The following is a 16,172-nucleotide window of genomic DNA, read 5'->3' as shown; positions in this document are numbered from 1 at the left end:
CCGGAAGGCACCGGCCGTCAGGCCGGGAGCCAGCGGGGCTCGTCCGTGCCCCAGCGGGACGGGCCCGTCGGCCAGTCGGCGGGGCCCACGGCCAAGGGCGGGGCGGCGTGGCGGAGCCTGCCGTACCCCGAATCCGCCTCCCGCAGCCACCGCTCCGCGTCGTACGCCCCGGACCCGGCGGCGGCGGAATCGGCCCCGGCCTCCCGCGGGATGTCGCGGACCAGCCAGGAGGCCGTACCCGCGAGGGAGAACCGGAGCACGCGGCCCCCGCCCTCCGCCAGCGCCCGCAGCACCCCGCCGGCCAGCAGATACCCGGTGCCGTGGTCCAGCGCCTGCGCGGGCAGTACCCCGGGCACCCCGTCGGTCCCGGCCTCGGCCGCCGCGATCCCGTACCCGGCCTGCACCAGCGAGTCGAAGCCGCGCCGCCCCGCCCACGGGCCGTGCCACCCCCAGGCGCACACCTGCGCGACGACCAGACCCGGCCGGTCCGCGACCAGCTCCTCGGCGGTCAGCCCGAACCGGTCCAGCGCCCCCGGCCGGTAGCCCGAGACCACCACGTCGGCCCCGGCCAGCAGCTCCCGGAACACCTCCCGGTCCGCCCGGTCGGCAAGGTCCAGCCGCGCCGAGCGCTTGCCGAAGCCGGTGTCCGCGTGCGCGTCGTCCGCCTCCGGCAGGCCGGGCGGGTCCACCCGCAGGACGTCGGCGCCGAGCAGCCCGAGCGTGCGGGTGGCCACCGGCCCGGCGATGACCCGGGTCAGGTCGAGCACCCGCACCCCCGAAGCGGGCAGCGCACCCGGGCCCAGCGCCCGCCCGCGCCCGCCCGTCTCCCGGATCTCCACCAGCGGTTGCGGCGCCCCGAACCCGTCCGCGACGGCCACGGCCAGCCCGCCCGCCGCGTACACCGCCTCCTGCACCTCCACCGTGGCCCGCCCGGCGAGCTCCGCCCGCAGCGCCTCCGGGGTCAGTTCCCCGCCGGTCGCACCGAGCGCCCGCTCCAACGCCGCGCGGTGGTGAGGATAGTTGGCATGCGTACGGAGCCAGCCGTCGCCGGTGCGCCAGAACCCCGACAGCGGTGCGAAGCTCACCGGGGCCCGCCCCTGCACCCGCAGATGCCGCTCGCTGACGAACGCCGTCGACACGGCCCCCTCGTCGACCACCAGCGGCGGCAGGTCCGCCGCGAGGGACCCCGGGCTGCCGCCGGCCCGTACGGTCGCCAGCTCGGCGGCGGCCAGGGAGCAGACCCCGACCGTCGCCCGGGCCAACTCCGCCACGGGCAGCCGGCCCGTACCGAGCACCCCGGTCCCCGTGTACCCCACCCGCCCGGCCGCCCCGGCCGCTCCGCCGATCGCCGCCCACGCCTGCCGCGTCGCCGCGTCCCCACCACTGTCGATGATCATCCGCCCATTTTGCGCCGCCCCGCTGGACGGGATCGAACCGCCAGGCCGGTGAGCCGCCCAGCGACCCCCTCCCGCCGCGCGGAGCCGCTCCCCTCCCCGCCCCTTCCCGCCCCTTCCCGAAACCGGGTCCTGCGGCCCTGGCCCCCGCCCGCCTCAAACGCCGGCGGGGCTGGGATGGGCCCGGCGGGAGCCGGAAGACCCGGCCGCTCCGCGCCCGGTGCGCTCAAACGCCGCGCGGGCCGGATTGTGCCGCTCGCGGGCTGCATGGTGCCGCTGCGCGACGATTCCAGCCCGCCGGCAGTATCCAGCGCGTCGGCACTACTCAGCTCGCTGGCACCATCCAGCGCCGCCCGGCCAAAAATCCAGCCTCGCCGGCGTTTGAGGCGCGGGGTCCGGGGCGGAGCCCCGTTCTTTGAGCCGCGCCGGCGATTGAGGCGAGCGGGTCCGGGGCCGCAGGCCACGGTTTCGGGAAGGGGCGGGGCGGGGGAACGGCTCCGCGCAGCGGAAGGCACGGCCGGGCCGCGGAGCCCGCCGCCCCCTGTGGCAAACGGCCGTGGCGTCAGCCGTAGGCGATGGGGCAGCCGCGCCGCAGAGCGTGCTCGGCGGCACCCAGGTAGAGGGCGGTGAAGTACGCCGCGTCCGGCTGCTCGACCCACGCCCCCGGCCACCGCCCCGCGGCCTCCCGTACGGCCGGCCCGGAGAACCAGTTCGTGAGGGCGAGGTTCCCGCCGTCCCGCGGCACCGCATCCGGCAGGTCGAGGGCAGCGGCCAACTCCCGCCCGGCCTCGGCGGCGCGGTGCGCACTGCGGACCCGGGCCGGGCCCCCGTCGAGCTCGGCCGGCACGGGCAGGACGAGCACGCCGTCGAAGTCGACGGGTATCAGCAGCTCCCAGTCGAGCAGCGCGTCATGGCACCGCTGCCCGTCGGGCCGGTCCCGGCACAACGCCTCGAAGGCGTCGTACGGCCGGTTCACCTTCTCCTCGAAGGCCGTGGCAGCCCCGAGCCCCTTGACCCGGGCGCGGCGGCCGAACGGCGTGGCCCACCAGGGCCGGCCAGGCCGATCCGCACCCCGGACTCCCCGCGCCGGCGGCGTGAACCCCCCCAGCCCCCGCCGCGCCAACTCCTCGCGGAGCGCAGCCGCGAGCGGCCCGCGGACCTCGCCCTCGGCCCAGTCCTCGGCCGCCACGTCGACCACGTAGATCCCCACGGACCGAGGCTACGGCGGCCCACCGACAGCGCCCGGCTCAGCGCCGCAGCGCCGCCTCGTACACGGGCAGCAGGGTGTCCAGGACGGCGTCCATGGAGAAGGACTGCGCGGCCAGGGTGCGCGCCGCCGCGGACGCGGCCGTGTTGGCCGTGGGGTCCAGTAGCTCCAGGACGGCCGCGGCCACCCCCGCCGGGCCCGGTTCGACGGCTCGGCCGGCCCCGGCGGTGGCGATGTCCCGGGCCAGGCCGTTGGAGTGCGTCACCACCGACGGCACGCCCACGGCGAGGGCCTCCAGCACCGACATCGGGAACGGCTCGTCCACCGACGGCAGTACGTACACGTGCGCCCGCCGCAGCTCGTCCTGCACCCCGTCGCCGGACAGGGGGCCGGGGACGGTGAAGCGGTCCGTCAGGCCCAGTTCCGCGATCCGGGCCAGGACCGAGGCCCGTTCGCCCTCGTCGGGGCCGGCCACCACGAACTCCGCGTCCGGGTGCGCCTCCAGGACCGCCGGGGCCGCGTCCACGAAGTCCACCGGGCGCTTGCGGGCCTGGAGCCGCGCCGAGTACAGGATCCGCGGCGGGCCGGCCACGGCCGGGCGGCCGTCCTTCACCGCCGGGGTGCCGTTGACCAGCCGGACCGCCGCCGGCAGCGGCGCGCCCACGACGGCGTCGAGGCCGGCGCGCTCGTGCGGGGTCAGGTACAGCACGCGGTCCGCGCCGCGCAGCACCCGGCGTACGGCCACCGCGTCGAGCACCTTGGCCAGGAGCCTCCCGCTCGGGTCCACCATGCCGTGGGTCTGGAGCACCAGCGGCCGCCCGGCCCGCAGCGCGGCCAGCGCCACCGGCAGGGTCACCAGGTCCCGGGCCAGGTGGACGTGGACCACGTCCGCCTCCCGTACGAGCCGGCCCGCCGAGGCCAGAAGGGCCGGCGAGGCGATGCCGCTGAAGCCCAGGGGGAGCAGCCGGCGCGCCGGGAACAGCTTCGCTGGGACCCCTTCGACGGAGGTCGGCCAGGGCTCGCCGAAGCCCTCGCCGAGGGCCACCAGCCCCGCTTCGTGGCCGCGGGCCCGCAGCCCCTTCACCAGGTTCAGCGCGACCCGTACCGGCCCGCCGAACGCGTGCGAGGGGGAGTGCAGCGTGACCGCGTGCAGGACTCTCACTTGGGCTCCTCGGCCTTGGGCTCCTCGACGGGACGGCGCCGCCCGTCCATGGTCTGCAGGGTCAGTGCAGGAAGGTTTCTGTGGACCACGGAGCCGGCCCCGGCCACCGCGCAGCGGCCCACCGTCACCCCGGCCAGCACCGTCGCCCGGACCGCCACCCACGCCCCGTCCTCGACGGTGACCGGCGCGTTGCGGTAGCGGAAGTCGGCGGCCCGGTGGTCGTGGGAGCCCGTGCACAGCATGGCCTCCTGCGAGATGCACACGTGGGAACCGATGGTCACCGGCTCCAGGTTCAGCAGCCAGGCGCCCTCGCCGATCCACGTGTGGTCCCCGACGGTCAGCTTCCACGGCCACAGCACCCGCACCCGGTGCCGGATCAGCACGCCCTCGCCGATCCGCGCGCCGAACGCGCGCAGCAGCGCCACCCGCAGCCGGGCCGGGCAGAACCACGCCATGAAGAGCGTGTTCATCACGGCGAACCAGAGCGCCTGCACCAGCAGCCCGCGCCCCTTGTCGTACCCGGTCAGCGTGAAGGAAGGAAGATCACGCAACGCTCGCTCGCCCCTCGTCGTTCGCCCCCGGCCGCGCCTCCCCGGGGGCCGCCCGCTCAGACTAGACTGCGCGCGGATCAGGCACAGGGGTGGGGGCAGCAGTGGCAACGGACATACGCAAACCCCTTGCCGCCGCCTTCCGGTCCGGCCCGCCCGACGGCGAGGACCCCGACCGCTGGGGCCGCGTCACCACCCCGCGCACCCTGCTCTCGAGGGCCCTGTCCGTCCCGCTGATCCTCGGATTCACCGTCTTCCTCCCGCTGTTCGTCGCCGGACAGTCCGGCGACGGCCAGCGCGACGCCGCCTTCTGGCTGCAGCTGCTGCTCACCATGTACGCGGGTGCCCGGCTCTCCGCGATGGTGCTGACCAGCCGCCGCAAACTCCTGCAGGGCTCCTTCTGGCTGTTCGTCTACATGGCGATGGGCGTCGCCCCGCTCGCCCAGGCCGTCCTGGGCCGGGTCCCGACCCCGGTGGTCGGCCCCCGCTCCGACCTCACCGTCGCAATCGGGCTGGTCCTGCTCGGCTGCACCGCGTACGACGTCGGCGTGCTGCTGGCCCGCCACCGGCCGGCCGGGCGCGCCGGGGGCTCCCGCAAGGAGCGCCGGCCCGTCATGGCGCACCGGCGCCGGCTGCAACTCCTCACCGTGCTGGCGTTCTTGTGCAGTGCGGCGTTCATCGTGAAGCTCGGCGGCCCGGCGGTGTTCTTCTCCAGCCGGCAGGAGATCATCGCCGGCATCCAGGAGGCGGGCGTCTCCAACGGCGACGGCCAGGCCGGGCAGGCCTTGCTGCGCGGCTTCGGCACCGTGCCGGCGCTGCTCGCCTGGCTGCTGTACACCCGGTGGCTGATCACCTCGAAGTACGCCCGCCGCAAGGTGTCGATCCTGCTCACGTGGGCGGCGCTGTGCGGGCTGAACCTGGTGGTCAACAACCCGATCTCGAACCCGCGCTACTGGTTCCTGACGGTCATGTTCGCGATGCTGTTCACCGTCTTCCCGGTGAGCGCGGCGATGTACCGGGTGGCCCTGTCGATGGCCGTGGTCGTGGCCCTGCTCGTCTTCCCGTTCGCGGACCGCTTCCGCTACGACGAGAAGAACTACAAGCCGGTGGAGACCACGTCGTTCCTGGAGCCGCTGGCCCTGAAGGACTACGACCAGATCGGCATGTTCGCCAACACCATCACCTTCTCGAACTCCGGCCCCGGCCACTTCTACGGCCGCCAGCTGGCCGGATCCGTGCTCTTCGCGGTGCCGCGCTCGGTGTGGCCGGGCAAGCCGCGGGACACGGGCGTGATGGTGGGCCAGTGGATGGGCACGGTCAACACCAACCTCTCGTCGCCGGTCTGGGCCGAACTGTGGCTCGACTTCGGCCCCCTGGGCATGGGGGCCGGCCTCCTGGCCATCGGCTACGGGTCGGCCCGCGTCGACCGCCGCTACGCCAAACGCGCGACCCGCCGCTCGCCTCCGGGCAGCCTGATCTCGGTGGTCGTCCCGCTGGTGGCCGGCTACTCGTTCATCCTTCTGCGCGGCCCGCTGCTCCAGGCCTCCGGCCGCGTGGCGATAGCCGCCCTCTGCCTGGCCCTGATCGCCACCCACCGCACGGACCGCGCCACCACCCTCCGCTGAGCCGAGCCCGCGCCGCGTGGAGGCGCGGGGGGTGCGGCTCGTCGGGTGCGGCGCTGTTGCGGGGGCGCTGCCCCCGAGCCCCCGCGCCTCAAACGCCGGCGGGGCTGGAGGGGCCGGGCGGCGTGACGGCCGTGGTCGGGGGTGATCAAGCCGCCCGGCGATGGAGGTGCGGGCGGTGCGGTTCGTCGTGTGCGGCGCCGTTGCCCCTGAGCCTGCGCCTCAAACGCCGGCGGGGCTGGAGGGGCCGGGCGGCGTGACGGCCGTGGTCGGGGGTGATCAAGCCTCGCCGGCGATTGAGGCGCGGGGGTGCGGGGGCGGAGCCCCTGCGCGGGGGCCGGGGCTGCGTCCCGGGATACGGAGAAAGGGCGGGGCGGGGAGGGGCTCCGCGCAGCGGGAGTTCATGGGACGGGCTGGGCCGCGGGAGCGGGGAGGCGGGATACGCGGGTCCAGGCGGCGGCGGCCTTCAGGGCCGAGCCCAGGGCCAGGCCCCAGGCCGCGCCCCCGACGCCGAACAGGGCGTAGCCGCCGAGGAGGAGGCCCACCGAGAGCAGGGAGAAGGTGAGCTGGAGGGAGAGGGTGGCCTTCGGGGCCAGCACCCGCAGGGTGAGCAGGGCGCAGGTGCCCAGGCCCATCACCGCGTACTGCGCGCCCGTGGCCGGCAGCAGGATCGTGACGGCCCCCCACGTGTCCCCGAGCAGGGCCCGCCCCGCCCCCGCCGGCAGCGCGTACAGCACCGCTGCCCACGCCCCGCCGACCACCGCCAGCGCCGCGCCCATCGCGGCCGTCAGCCGGACGACCCCCCGCTTGTCGTCGGCCCGCCCCACCACCGGCGGCCCGAACGCGTTCGCCGAGTTGAACAGCACGTTCAGCGGCCCGAACACCGTGGTCGCGCCGCGCAGCGCACCGACCGCGAGCGGCGTCGCGAAGACGCCGAGCCCGAGCACGGCCAGCTGGCTGGAGCCGTTGCCGACGGCGAACTCCACCACGAACCGCTGCCCGAGGTGCCCCCGCCGCAGGTACGGCCCCAGCTCGGCCCGCGCCCCGCGCACGTACGGCCGCAGCAGCACCAGGCCCAGCGCGAGCGCGGGCACCGCGGACAGGCCCCACACCAGCACCAGCCGCCCGGGCGGGGCCCCTTCGGGCTGCACGGCGAGCGCAGCGACCGCGCACGCGAGCCGCAGCGCATCGGCGGCCAGTGCCCGCTCGGGCCGGCGCAGCGCGGAGAAGCAGTACCGCAGCCCGTCCTGGACGAGCACCAGCGGCAGTACGAGCCCCAGCGCGAGGAAGGCCCACCCGCCGGCCCCGGGCAGCACCAGGCCGACGAGGGCCAGGCCGGCCCCGGCGGCGGCGGAGGCGGCGGCGGTGAAGGTGAGCCCCGAGCGGCACGCCCCGCCCAGCCGCGTCCCGTCCTTCTCCAGCACCACCGTCTGGCCGACGTACGCCATGTTCAGCCCGAGCAGCACGCTGAAGGCCACGTACACCATCGAGAAGTCGGCGAACCCGGCCGCCGTGGACAGCCGGGCGGCCAGCACCAGCACCAGGATGTTGGTGGCGCTGGAGGCGGCCTGGTCCAGGACCGAGGCGACGGCGGCGAGACCGCGCCGGCTCATCTGCGGCCCGTGCGGACCGTGCGCAGCGCGACGGTGTCGGTGCCGTCGCCCGGTATGTGCTGCTGCTGCGCCGGCGGCGGGACCGGACGCTGCCGCTCCGGCTGCGGCGCGGCGGAAGCACCCTTCGGCTTGTCCTTGTCCCTGCCCTTGCCCTTGCCGCGGCCCGGCTTCTCGTCCGGCAGCGGCCCGTGCACCACCGCACCCAGCACGGTGCCCCCGGCGCCGGTGATGAGCTCGCGGATCCGGGACAGGTCGGTGCGGTGGACGGCGCGCGGGTCGCAGACGACGAGGACGCCGTCGACGCGGTCGACGAGCGCGAGCGCGTCGGCGTACGAGAGCACCGGCGGGGCGAGCACCACGACGGTGGAGTTGGGGGAGTCGGCCTCGGAGATCAGCCGGGTGGCGCGCGGCGAGGTCAGCGCGCGGGCCACGTTGCGGACCCGGTCGCCGGGGATCAGGTCGAAGGCGCCGGACTCCCCGGCGTCCACGACGAGCTGGCGCCCGTCCGGCCAGTCGGACTCGCCGCCCGGGGCACCGGTCGCCGGCCTCTCGTGCCCTGCGCCCCCCGCCGTACGGCTCCACCGCGGCCGCCCGCCCGCGTCGGTGGGCAGCTGGCTGGCCAGCACCGGCGTGCGCAGGTCGGCCTCGATGAGCAGGACGTCCTTGCCGGTCTCCGCGAAGGAGGCAGCCAGGTTCACGGCCACGGCGGCGGCGATCTCGCTGCTGCCGCGCGGGGCGACCACGAGCAGCCGGCGCCGGTCGGCGAAGCGGGAGTCGTAGGCGAGCCGGAAGGCCACCGAGCGGAACTCCTCGGCGAGCCGCGGGTCCTCCTCGCCGGCCGCGAGCAGCGGCCCGCCGGCGCTCTTGTCCCGCGGCAGCGAGCCGAGCACGGGGGCGCGCAGGGCCCGGGCGACGTCGCCCTCGGAGCGCGGGGCGGGGTCGAAGACGAGCCGGACCCAGGCGGCGAGCAGGCCGAGTGCGAGGCCCACGGCAGCGCCGAGCGCGAGCGACATCGGGATGCCGGGGCCGTCCGCACGGCTCGGCGGGGTGGCGGCGCTGGTGACCCGGCCCGGGGTCATGTCCAGGGCCTGGAGCTTGGCGATGTTGCTGTTGAGCGTGTTGACCTTGCCCTGGAGGTCGGTCTTGGAGTTGTACGCGGCGTCGCGCGCCGGACCGGCCGGCATCGCGTTGATCTGCTTGACCAGTTCGTCGAGGTTCTTGGCGACGGGGTCGCGCTGCTCCTGGTAGCCCTTGACCATCTTGTCGCGGGTGACGTCGAGGGACTCCTGCCGCTTGAGCAGGTAGGCGTCGGTCATGGCGTTGGCGCGCTTCGCGGCCTGGCCGGGCGAGGAGGCGGTGTAGGTGAAGCGGAGCACCATGGTCTGCGGCGGGTTGGTCACCTGCAGGCCGCTGCGCAGGCCGGCGAGGTCCTTCGCGGGGACGCCGAGCTTCTTGGCGGCCTCCTCGGCTATGGAGCTGGAGAGGGCGACCTGCCGCTCGGAGCCGATGTTGATGGCCTTGTCGGGGGCGAGGCTGGGGTTGAACGGGTCGTCGGTGGGCGCGCGCAGCACGACGTCCGCGGTCGCGACGTAGGTGTCGGCCGTGTCGATGCCGAGGTAGACACCGCCGAGCAGGCCGATTCCGATGCCTGCGCCGAGGAGCCGTCGGTAGCGCAGGAGCTGGCGGAACTGGTCCCTGAGGAGGTCGGGTTCGTCCTCGGCCGGGACCGCTGCGGGGCGGTTCGTCTCGATCACGGCTGCGGACCCCCAAGTGCTTCGTCTATCAGTGCGTCGATGCGGGCCAGGCCCGCGTCGCGGCTCAGGTGGGCCGCCACGTGGCGGGGCCCGGCCGCCCCCAGTGCGTCCGCGCCCTCGGGGTCCTCGGCCAGGATCCGCACGGCCTTCAGCAGGGCCTCGGGGTCCTCCGGCGGTACGAGCACCCCCGCGCCCGAACGTTCCACCTCCTGGGCGGTGCCGCCTTCCGCCGCGACGGAGGCGACGACGGGCCGGCCGGCCTGGAAGTAGGAGGTCAGCTTGGACGGCACGCTCATGTCGAGCACGGCCGCGTGCTGCGTCACGGCGAGGACGTCCGCCGCCGCGAGGATATCCGGGAACTCTCCGTCGGCGGCAGGGGGGATGATGTCCAGGTTCGGCACGTCCGCGGACAGGGACTCGAGCGCCGTGCGCTGGCTGCCGTCGCCCATGAGGACGAAGCGGACGGCCGGGTCGAGCCGGGCGGCGCCGACGAGCACCTCCAGGCCCTGCTTGAGGCCCATGTTGCCGGAGTGCAGAACGACGGTCTGGCCGGGGGCCCAGCCGAGGTGGCGCCGGGTCTCGCCGCGCGGCCGTGTCGGCTGGGGTACGTGGGACCAGTTGGGCACGAGGCGGATGCGCTTCGGGTCGACGCCCATGCCGACGACGCGGTCGACGAAGGTCTCGTGGATGACGCCGACGAGGGCGGCCCGCTTGAGGGCGTACGCCTCCGCGCGTCCGGCGATCGCGGCCGCCTTGTCGCCGCCGCTGATGCCGCTCTGCGCAGCGGCGGCGCCCATCAGGTCCTGTACGACCGGGATGAAGGGCACCTTCCACTTGGCCGCGAGGCGGGCGGCGAGGACCCCGCCGGCCAGGCTGGGCATCTGCGCCATGACCGCGTGGGGGCGCCGCATCCGGGGCGGCGCCACGGCACCGTGCAGCAGAATCGATCCTTCGAACAGGGCCCGCTTCACGGCGGTCTGGCGGGGCGGCACCGTGTGCGCGCGCCGGTGCACGATGACCCCCGCGCGCCGCTCCGTTCGCTGCAGCGCCCCCCTGTACTCCGGCTCCAGCGACCACGATGGGTAGTGCGGCATGCCGGCGAGGACGTGCGTCTCATGGCCGAGTTCCGCCCAGTGCTCCGCGATCTGGGTGGCGTACGGGCCGATCCCCGCGTGCTCGGGAGCGTAATTGGTGGAAACCAGCAGCAAGCGCCGGTGGCCGGATGTGGACACGTGAGGTCCCCTTCTCCCCAGGATGATGCGCACGTCACCCTATTCGTTCACCGGCACGCCAGTGAACGTGCACGCTATTGTCTGCTAATCCACCACACCGGGGGGTGTGGTTGCTGGGGGGTAACACATGACGGAGCGGGACTTGACCGAGCTCGCCGCGCGGCCGCGCAGACCGTACCGGGTGGGCTATGCGCCCGGCGCCTACGACCTGTTCCACATCGGACACCTCAACATCCTTCGGCACGCCCGCAGCCAGTGCGACTACCTGGTGGCCGGGGTCGTCTCCGACGAGATGGCCGAACTCGCCAAGGGGCGCCGCCCGATGATCCCGCTCGTCGAGCGGCTGGAGATCGTCCGCAGCGTGAAGTACGTCGACGCCGCGTTCGTCGAGACGGTCCCCGACAAGGTGGAGACCTGGAAGCAGGTCCGCTTCGACGTCATCTTCAAGGGCGACGACTGGCGGGGCACCGCCAAGGGCGACAAGCTGGAGCGGGACTTCGCCGCCGTCGGCGTCGACGTCGTCTACTTCCCCTACACCGTGCACACCTCCAGCACCCAGCTGCGCCGGGCACTGGACGCACTGGCCGCGCCGCCGGCGGAGCAGCCGCTCACCGCGGAACGGCGCTGAGCTCCCGGAACCACTTCACGAGGAACGCCACCAGGAACAGCGCGGCGACCGCCCCCAGGCCCGCGTAGGCCCAGCGGAACATCCCGCCGCCGCCCAGCAGCAGGAACACCAGGCAGAACACCCCGTAGTCCACGGGCAGCAGCGCCACCGCGCGCAGCGTCGACGGCGTCGCGGCCGGGCTCCCCGGAGCGGGCCTGGGCTTGAGCTTCTCGGTCAGCAGCCCCCCGAAGAAGGTGACGACCGCGGCGAACTGGAAGCCCAGCGGCACCAGCAGCCAGCCGGCCGAGCCCGTCCCGTACGCCTCGGGGAAGCGGTGGAAGGCGATCAGCACACAGGTGTGCAGGGCGGTCAGCTTCGCGCAGTCCACGACGTGGTCGAGCCATTCGCCGGCCGCACTGCCGCCCCCGCGCAGCCGCGCCAGCTGCCCGTCGGCGGAGTCGAAGGCGAAGCCGACGGCGAGCGCGGCCCACACCGCTGCCCCCAGCCCCCAGGAGGGCTCGGCGAGGGCCACGGCGGCCACGGCGGCGAAGCTGAAGACGGCGCTGACCAGCGTCACCTGGTTCGGGGTCAGCCCGAGCCCGTACGAGCCGGCCGCCAGGTACCGCCCGGCGGGCCGGTTGACGTAGCGCGAGTAGAGCGAGACCCCCTTCGCCGACTTCTGCGCCCCGCGCAGCTCCCGCAGCGCGACTCCGACACTCGCCATGCGCACCCCTGATCCGTACGAGGGCACACGTGCACGGGTGTTGCACGTGTGTACGAAGGCCACATCATCGCAGGGCGGGGACGGGCTCCCGTTCCGCTTGCCGGCGGACGTCCGGAAGCAGCAGCACCCCGAGGTTGGCGGCGGCGGTGAGGACGGCCGCGACCAGCAGCGGCGCCGCCGTCCCGGTCGCCGCGGCGAGCGGCGCGGCCACCGCCAGCCCGAGCGGGCGGGCGGCGAAGGAGATGAGGGTGTCCAAGGAGCCGACCCGGCCGAGCGCATCCAGCGGGATCCGGCGCTGCATCTCGGTCTCCCACAGCGGGCTGAGCACCCCCAGGCCGAACATCGCGGCGAAGTACGCGCCCGCCGTCACCGCCACCGGCAGCCGCAGGGCGAACGCGGCGAGCGGCAGGGCCTGCGCCGCGGCCCCGACGGCCACGCCGTGCAGCGGGCGGCGGATCGGCAGCCGGCCGGCCGCCCACACCCCGACCAGCAGCCCGGCCGTGCCCACCTGCGCGACGACCACCCAGGAGGTCGCCCCGCCCAGGCTCTCGACGGCGATCAGCGGTCCGAGGGTCAGCAGCAGCCCGGCCGCCAGGTGCCAGACCCCGTGGGCGAGCACGTTGGCCAGGAACCACGGGTGCCGCCGGGCCTCGGTCCAGCCGTCGCGCAGTTCGGCGCCGAAGCCGGCCCGGACGCGGCCGCCCGGCGCGGGCGCGGTGCGCAGCCCGCCGAGGGTGAGCGCGGAGCCGGCGAACAGCGCGGCGGTGAGCAGGGACGACCAGCCGGCTCCGAGCGCCAGCATCATCGCGCCCGCGGCGGCCGGTCCCGCGATCTGGGCGAGGCCGCCCGCCACCCCGAGCCGGGCGTTGACCTTCAGCCGGTCCGGCGCCGGGGCGACGGCGGCGACGAGGGTACGGGCCGAGGGGTTGCCGAAGGCGACGCCGGCCCCGGTGACCGCGGCCAGCGCCGCGAGCGCACCGATGTGCACCGGGCCGGCCAGCAGCAGGAGCCCGGTCGCGGCCTGCGCGGCGGCGCGCACCAGGTCGGCGGCGAGCACCACCCGCCGGGCGGGGAAGCGGTCGGCGGCGACGCCGGCGACGGGGAGCAGGAGCAGCATCGGCAGCAGCTCGCTCGCGAGGACGGTGCCGAGGTCCCCGGCGGAGCCGGTGCCCACGACGGCCAGGGTGAGGGTGGTGGGGATGAGGGCGGAGGCGAGCGCGGCGAAGGTGCGGCCCACGAGCAGCCGCCGGATCGGCGAGGTCATGCCGGTGAGAGTATTTCGCCAGCGAATCATTCGTCAACGAAATATCTGGTGCGGGGTGCGATACTTCCCGCATGGACGCAGTGGACCCCGAGGACTCGGTCGACCGGCACATCGCCCGCTGGAGCGGCAAGGTGCCCTTCGACGTGCCCACCGAGCAGGTCATCACCCGGATCCAGCTGCTGGCCAAGCACGTGAAGTACGGCAAGGAGCGGGCCCTGGCCGAGACCGGGCTCCAGGAGTTCGAGTTCGAGACCATGCACCGCCTCGCCTCCCGCGGCACGCCCTGGCGGGCCCCCTCGGCCGAACTCGCCGCCGAACTGCTGCTCTCCCCGGCCGGCATGACCGGCCGCCTCGACACCCTGGAGAAGTCCGGACTGATCCGCCGGGTGCGCGCGGCGGGGGACCGCCGCCGCGTCGACGTCGAGCTCACCGAAGAGGGCCACAAGCGGTGGATCGAGGCGATGCGCTGGCGCGGCATGGCCGAGGCGGAGATGATCGAGCCCCTCGACGACACCGAACGCACCGCCCTGTCCGCCCTGCTGAAGCGGATGCTGCTGCACGTGGAACAGGCCTGACGGCGCGCGCCCGCCCGATCCACCCGCCCGCGACTGCCGCAGCCCGGCCCCTCAGCCCGCCACCCGCAGCAGCAGCACCGACCGCGCCGGCACCGTCAGCGTCTCCCCGCCGCGGTACCGGGTCCCCGGGGCCGCGGCCTGGTCCTCCCGGGCCGTGTCCAGCACCAGTTCGTACTCCGCCGCCCACGGCGGCCCCGGCAGCACCCACGCCAGCGGCCGGTCCCCGGCGTGCAGCAGCGCGAGGAAGCTGTCGTCGGTCACCTGCCGCCCCTGCTCGTCGCGGCCCGGGATGTCCCGTCCCGAGAGGTACATCCCGAGCGCGGCGGTCGGCGCGTACCAGTCCCGCTCCGTCATCTCCCCGCCCGCCGGGGTGAACCAGGCCAGGTCCCGCAGCCCGTCCGCGCCCTGCGGCCGCCCCGAGAAGAACGCCCGCCGGCGCAGCACCGGATGCTCCTGGCGCAGCGCCACCAGCCGCGCGGTCAGCGTGCACAGCTCCCGCCACGCCGGATCGCCCAGCAGCGACCAGTCCACCCAGCCCGTCTCGTTGTCCTGGCAGTACGCGTTGTTGTTGCCCCCTTGCGTCCGCCCGAACTCGTCGCCCGCCACCAGCATCGGCACCCCGGTCGACAGCAGCAGCGTCGTCAGCAGGTTCCGCAGCTGCCGCCGCCGCAGCGCCCCGATCCGGGCGTCGTCCGTCTCGCCCTCGGCCCCGCAGTTCCACGACCGGTTGTCGTTCGTCCCGTCCCGGCCCGCCTCCCCGTTGGCCTCGTTGTGCTTGCGCTCGTAGCTCACCAGGTCCCGCAGCGTGAAACCGTCGTGGGCCGTCACGAAGTTCACCGAGGCGTACGGCCGCCGCCCGCCCCACGCGTACAGGTCGCTCGACCCCGACAGCCGGTACCCCAGGTCCCGTACGTCGGGCAGCGCGCCCCGCCAGAAGTCCCGCACCGCATCCCGGTAGCGGTCGTTCCACTCCGTCCACAGCGGGGGGAAGGCCCCCACCTGGTAACCGCCCGAGCCCACGTCCCACGGCTCGGCGATCAGCTTCACCCGCCGCAGCACCGGATCCTGCGCGATCACCGCCGGGAACGGCGAGAGCATGTCCACGTCGTGCATCGAGCGGGCCAGCGCCGCCGCCAGGTCGAAGCGGAAGCCGTCCACCCCCATCTCCGTCACCCAGTACCGCAGCGAGTCGGTGATCAGCCGCAGCACGTGCGGCCGCCCCGCGTGCAGGGTGTTCCCGCAGCCCGTGTAGTCGGCGTAGCGCCGCTGGTCGGACTGGAGCCGGTAGTAGCCCCGGTTGTCGATCCCGCGCAGCGACAGCGTCGGGCCCAGCTCGCCCGCCTCCGCCGTGTGGTTGTAGACCACGTCGAGGATGACCTCGATCCCGGCCGCGTGCAGGGCCCGCACCATCCGCTTGAACTCGCCGACCTGCTGCCCGACCGTACCGGAGGCGGAGTACCCCGCGTGCGGGGCGAAGTAGCCGATCGAGTTGTAGCCCCAGTAGTTGCGCAGTCCCCGGCGCAGCAGGTGGTCCTCGTGTGCGAACTGGTGCACCGGCAGCAGCTCGACCGCCGTCACCCCCAGCCGCACCAGGTGCTCGACCGCCGCCGGATGGGCCAGGCCCGCGTACGTGCCGCGCAGCTCCTCGGGCACCCCCGGATGGCGCATCGTGAACCCGCGCACGTGCAGCTCGTAGATGACCGAGTCCGCCCACGGCGTCTTCGGCCGGACGTCGTCCGCCCAGTCGTCGTCATCGTGGACCACCACCCCCTTCGGCACGAACGGCGCCGAGTCGCGGTCGTCGCGCACGGTGTCCGCGATGTACTGCTGCGGCCAGTCGCGGACGTGCCCGTACACCTCGGGGGGCAGGGAGAACTCGCCGTCGACGGCCCGCGCGTACGGGTCCAGCAGCAGCTTCGCCGGATTGAACCGGGCCCCCGTCCACGGGTCCCAGCGGCCGTGCACGCGGAAGCCGTACCGCTGCCCGGGCCGCACCCCGGGCAGGAAGCCGTGCCAGATCTCGTGCGTGAGCTCGGTCAGCGCGCAGCGGGTCTCCGCGCCGTCGGCGTCGAACAGGCACACCTCCACCGCCTCCGCGCCCTGCGCCCACAGCGCGAAGTTGGTGCCGGCCGTGCCGTCCGGACCGGTGCGAAACCGGGCCCCCAGCGGATGCGAGGACCCCGGCCACACCGGGGGCCCCGCCGCTGTCCGCGCCGCCCGCAGGGCCGGCTCCGGACCCGGCGACGGCGCCGCGGGCGCCGTCGCGGGCGGCGCCGCGGGCCCGGGGCCGGCCACCGGCGCGGGCGCGTGCGCCGGCGCGGGCGCAGCGGCGCCCTGCACCCCGATGCGCCCGCCCGGCGCCGCGTCCGCGGCCCGCGCCGCTCCGGCCTCCACTGCCCCCATGGCGGCGGTATCCACCGCCTCGTACTCGGCTGCGCTCGACACTGCCCGCCTCCACGGCTCACGGGTA

At 75.1% G+C, this 16,172-nt stretch carries 13 protein-coding genes; 3 read left to right on the top strand and 10 right to left on the bottom strand.

The annotated features are described in order from the left end of the window. Positions 1-17: 17 nt before the first annotated feature. From ABZ924_RS14060 to ABZ924_RS14045, 4 genes are all read right to left on the bottom strand, one after another. Complete coding sequence (locus tag ABZ924_RS14060) at positions 18-1,397, bottom strand: CoA transferase (RefSeq protein WP_361908012.1); 1,380 nt, start codon at positions 1,395-1,397, stop codon at positions 18-20. A gap of 559 nt (positions 1,398-1,956) precedes the next feature. Continuing rightward, positions 1,957-2,604 (bottom strand): hypothetical protein, encoded by a 648-nt coding sequence (locus ABZ924_RS14055; protein ID WP_361908009.1) that lies wholly within the window; start codon positions 2,602-2,604, stop codon positions 1,957-1,959. A gap of 37 nt (positions 2,605-2,641) precedes the next feature. Beyond that, a complete protein-coding gene (locus ABZ924_RS14050) occupies positions 2,642-3,763 on the bottom strand; it encodes a glycosyltransferase (protein ID WP_361908006.1) in 1,122 nt (373 codons plus the stop codon). Further along, complete coding sequence (locus ABZ924_RS14045; RefSeq protein WP_361908003.1) at positions 3,760-4,314, bottom strand: WcaF family extracellular polysaccharide biosynthesis acetyltransferase; 555 nt, start codon at positions 4,312-4,314, stop codon at positions 3,760-3,762. The genes ABZ924_RS14050 and ABZ924_RS14045 overlap by 4 nt, the downstream gene beginning before the upstream one ends. Before the next feature lie 203 nt (positions 4,315-4,517). On the opposite strand from ABZ924_RS14045, the gene ABZ924_RS14040 reads away from it, so the two are divergent. Continuing rightward, positions 4,518-5,936, top strand: coding sequence for a hypothetical protein (locus tag ABZ924_RS14040; protein WP_361908087.1), 1,419 nt, complete (start codon positions 4,518-4,520; stop codon positions 5,934-5,936). A 398-nt stretch (positions 5,937-6,334) separates the two neighbouring features. On the opposite strand, the gene ABZ924_RS14035 is transcribed toward ABZ924_RS14040, so the two are convergent. The 3 genes from ABZ924_RS14035 to ABZ924_RS14025 are packed head-to-tail and all read right to left on the bottom strand — an operon-like array spanning position 6,335 to position 10,502. After that, complete coding sequence (locus ABZ924_RS14035) at positions 6,335-7,546, bottom strand: hypothetical protein (protein WP_361908000.1); 1,212 nt, start codon at positions 7,544-7,546, stop codon at positions 6,335-6,337. Continuing rightward, positions 7,543-9,300 carry a lipopolysaccharide biosynthesis protein gene (locus tag ABZ924_RS14030; RefSeq protein ID WP_361907997.1) on the bottom strand — a complete coding sequence of 586 codons (1,758 nt, stop codon included), beginning with the start codon at positions 9,298-9,300 and terminating at the stop codon, positions 7,543-7,545. Before ABZ924_RS14030 ends, ABZ924_RS14035 begins: the two co-directional genes overlap by 4 nt. Further along, entirely contained in the window at positions 9,297-10,502 is a 1,206-nt protein-coding gene (locus ABZ924_RS14025) for a glycosyltransferase (protein ID WP_361908084.1), read from the bottom strand. The genes ABZ924_RS14030 and ABZ924_RS14025 overlap by 4 nt, the downstream gene beginning before the upstream one ends. Before the next feature lie 172 nt (positions 10,503-10,674). On the opposite strand from ABZ924_RS14025, the gene ABZ924_RS14020 reads away from it, so the two are divergent. Next, positions 10,675-11,160 carry an adenylyltransferase/cytidyltransferase family protein gene (locus tag ABZ924_RS14020; protein WP_361907994.1) on the top strand — a complete coding sequence of 162 codons (486 nt, stop codon included), beginning with the start codon at positions 10,675-10,677 and terminating at the stop codon, positions 11,158-11,160. On the opposite strand, the gene ABZ924_RS14015 is transcribed toward ABZ924_RS14020, so the two are convergent. After that, the gene (locus tag ABZ924_RS14015) at positions 11,141-11,863 is read right to left on the bottom strand and encodes a CDP-alcohol phosphatidyltransferase family protein (protein ID WP_361907991.1); all 723 of its coding nucleotides are present in this window, start codon (positions 11,861-11,863) and stop codon (positions 11,141-11,143) included. The two genes, ABZ924_RS14020 and ABZ924_RS14015, sit on opposite strands and share 20 nt — an antisense overlap. Positions 11,864-11,927: 64 nt before the next feature. After that, complete coding sequence (locus ABZ924_RS14010) at positions 11,928-13,127, bottom strand: MFS transporter (protein WP_361907988.1); 1,200 nt, start codon at positions 13,125-13,127, stop codon at positions 11,928-11,930. A gap of 71 nt (positions 13,128-13,198) precedes the next feature. Between ABZ924_RS14010 and ABZ924_RS14005 the strand changes: the two genes are divergently transcribed. Continuing rightward, complete coding sequence (locus tag ABZ924_RS14005; protein ID WP_361907985.1) at positions 13,199-13,702, top strand: MarR family transcriptional regulator; 504 nt, start codon at positions 13,199-13,201, stop codon at positions 13,700-13,702. Positions 13,703-13,753: 51 nt separating this feature from the next. Here ABZ924_RS14005 and glgX read toward each other — a convergent pair whose 3' ends face one another. Next, positions 13,754-16,147 (bottom strand): glycogen debranching protein GlgX, encoded by a 2,394-nt coding sequence (gene glgX / locus ABZ924_RS14000; RefSeq protein ID WP_361907982.1) that lies wholly within the window; start codon positions 16,145-16,147, stop codon positions 13,754-13,756. Between the last annotated feature and the right edge of the window lie 25 nt (positions 16,148-16,172).

This window comes from Streptomyces sp. NPDC046876 (genome assembly GCF_040645035.1).
GTDB lineage: Bacteria > Actinomycetota > Actinomycetes > Streptomycetales > Streptomycetaceae > Streptomyces.
Note: the sequence above shows the minus strand (reverse complement) of the source record. Positions and strands in the feature narration are given on the sequence as shown.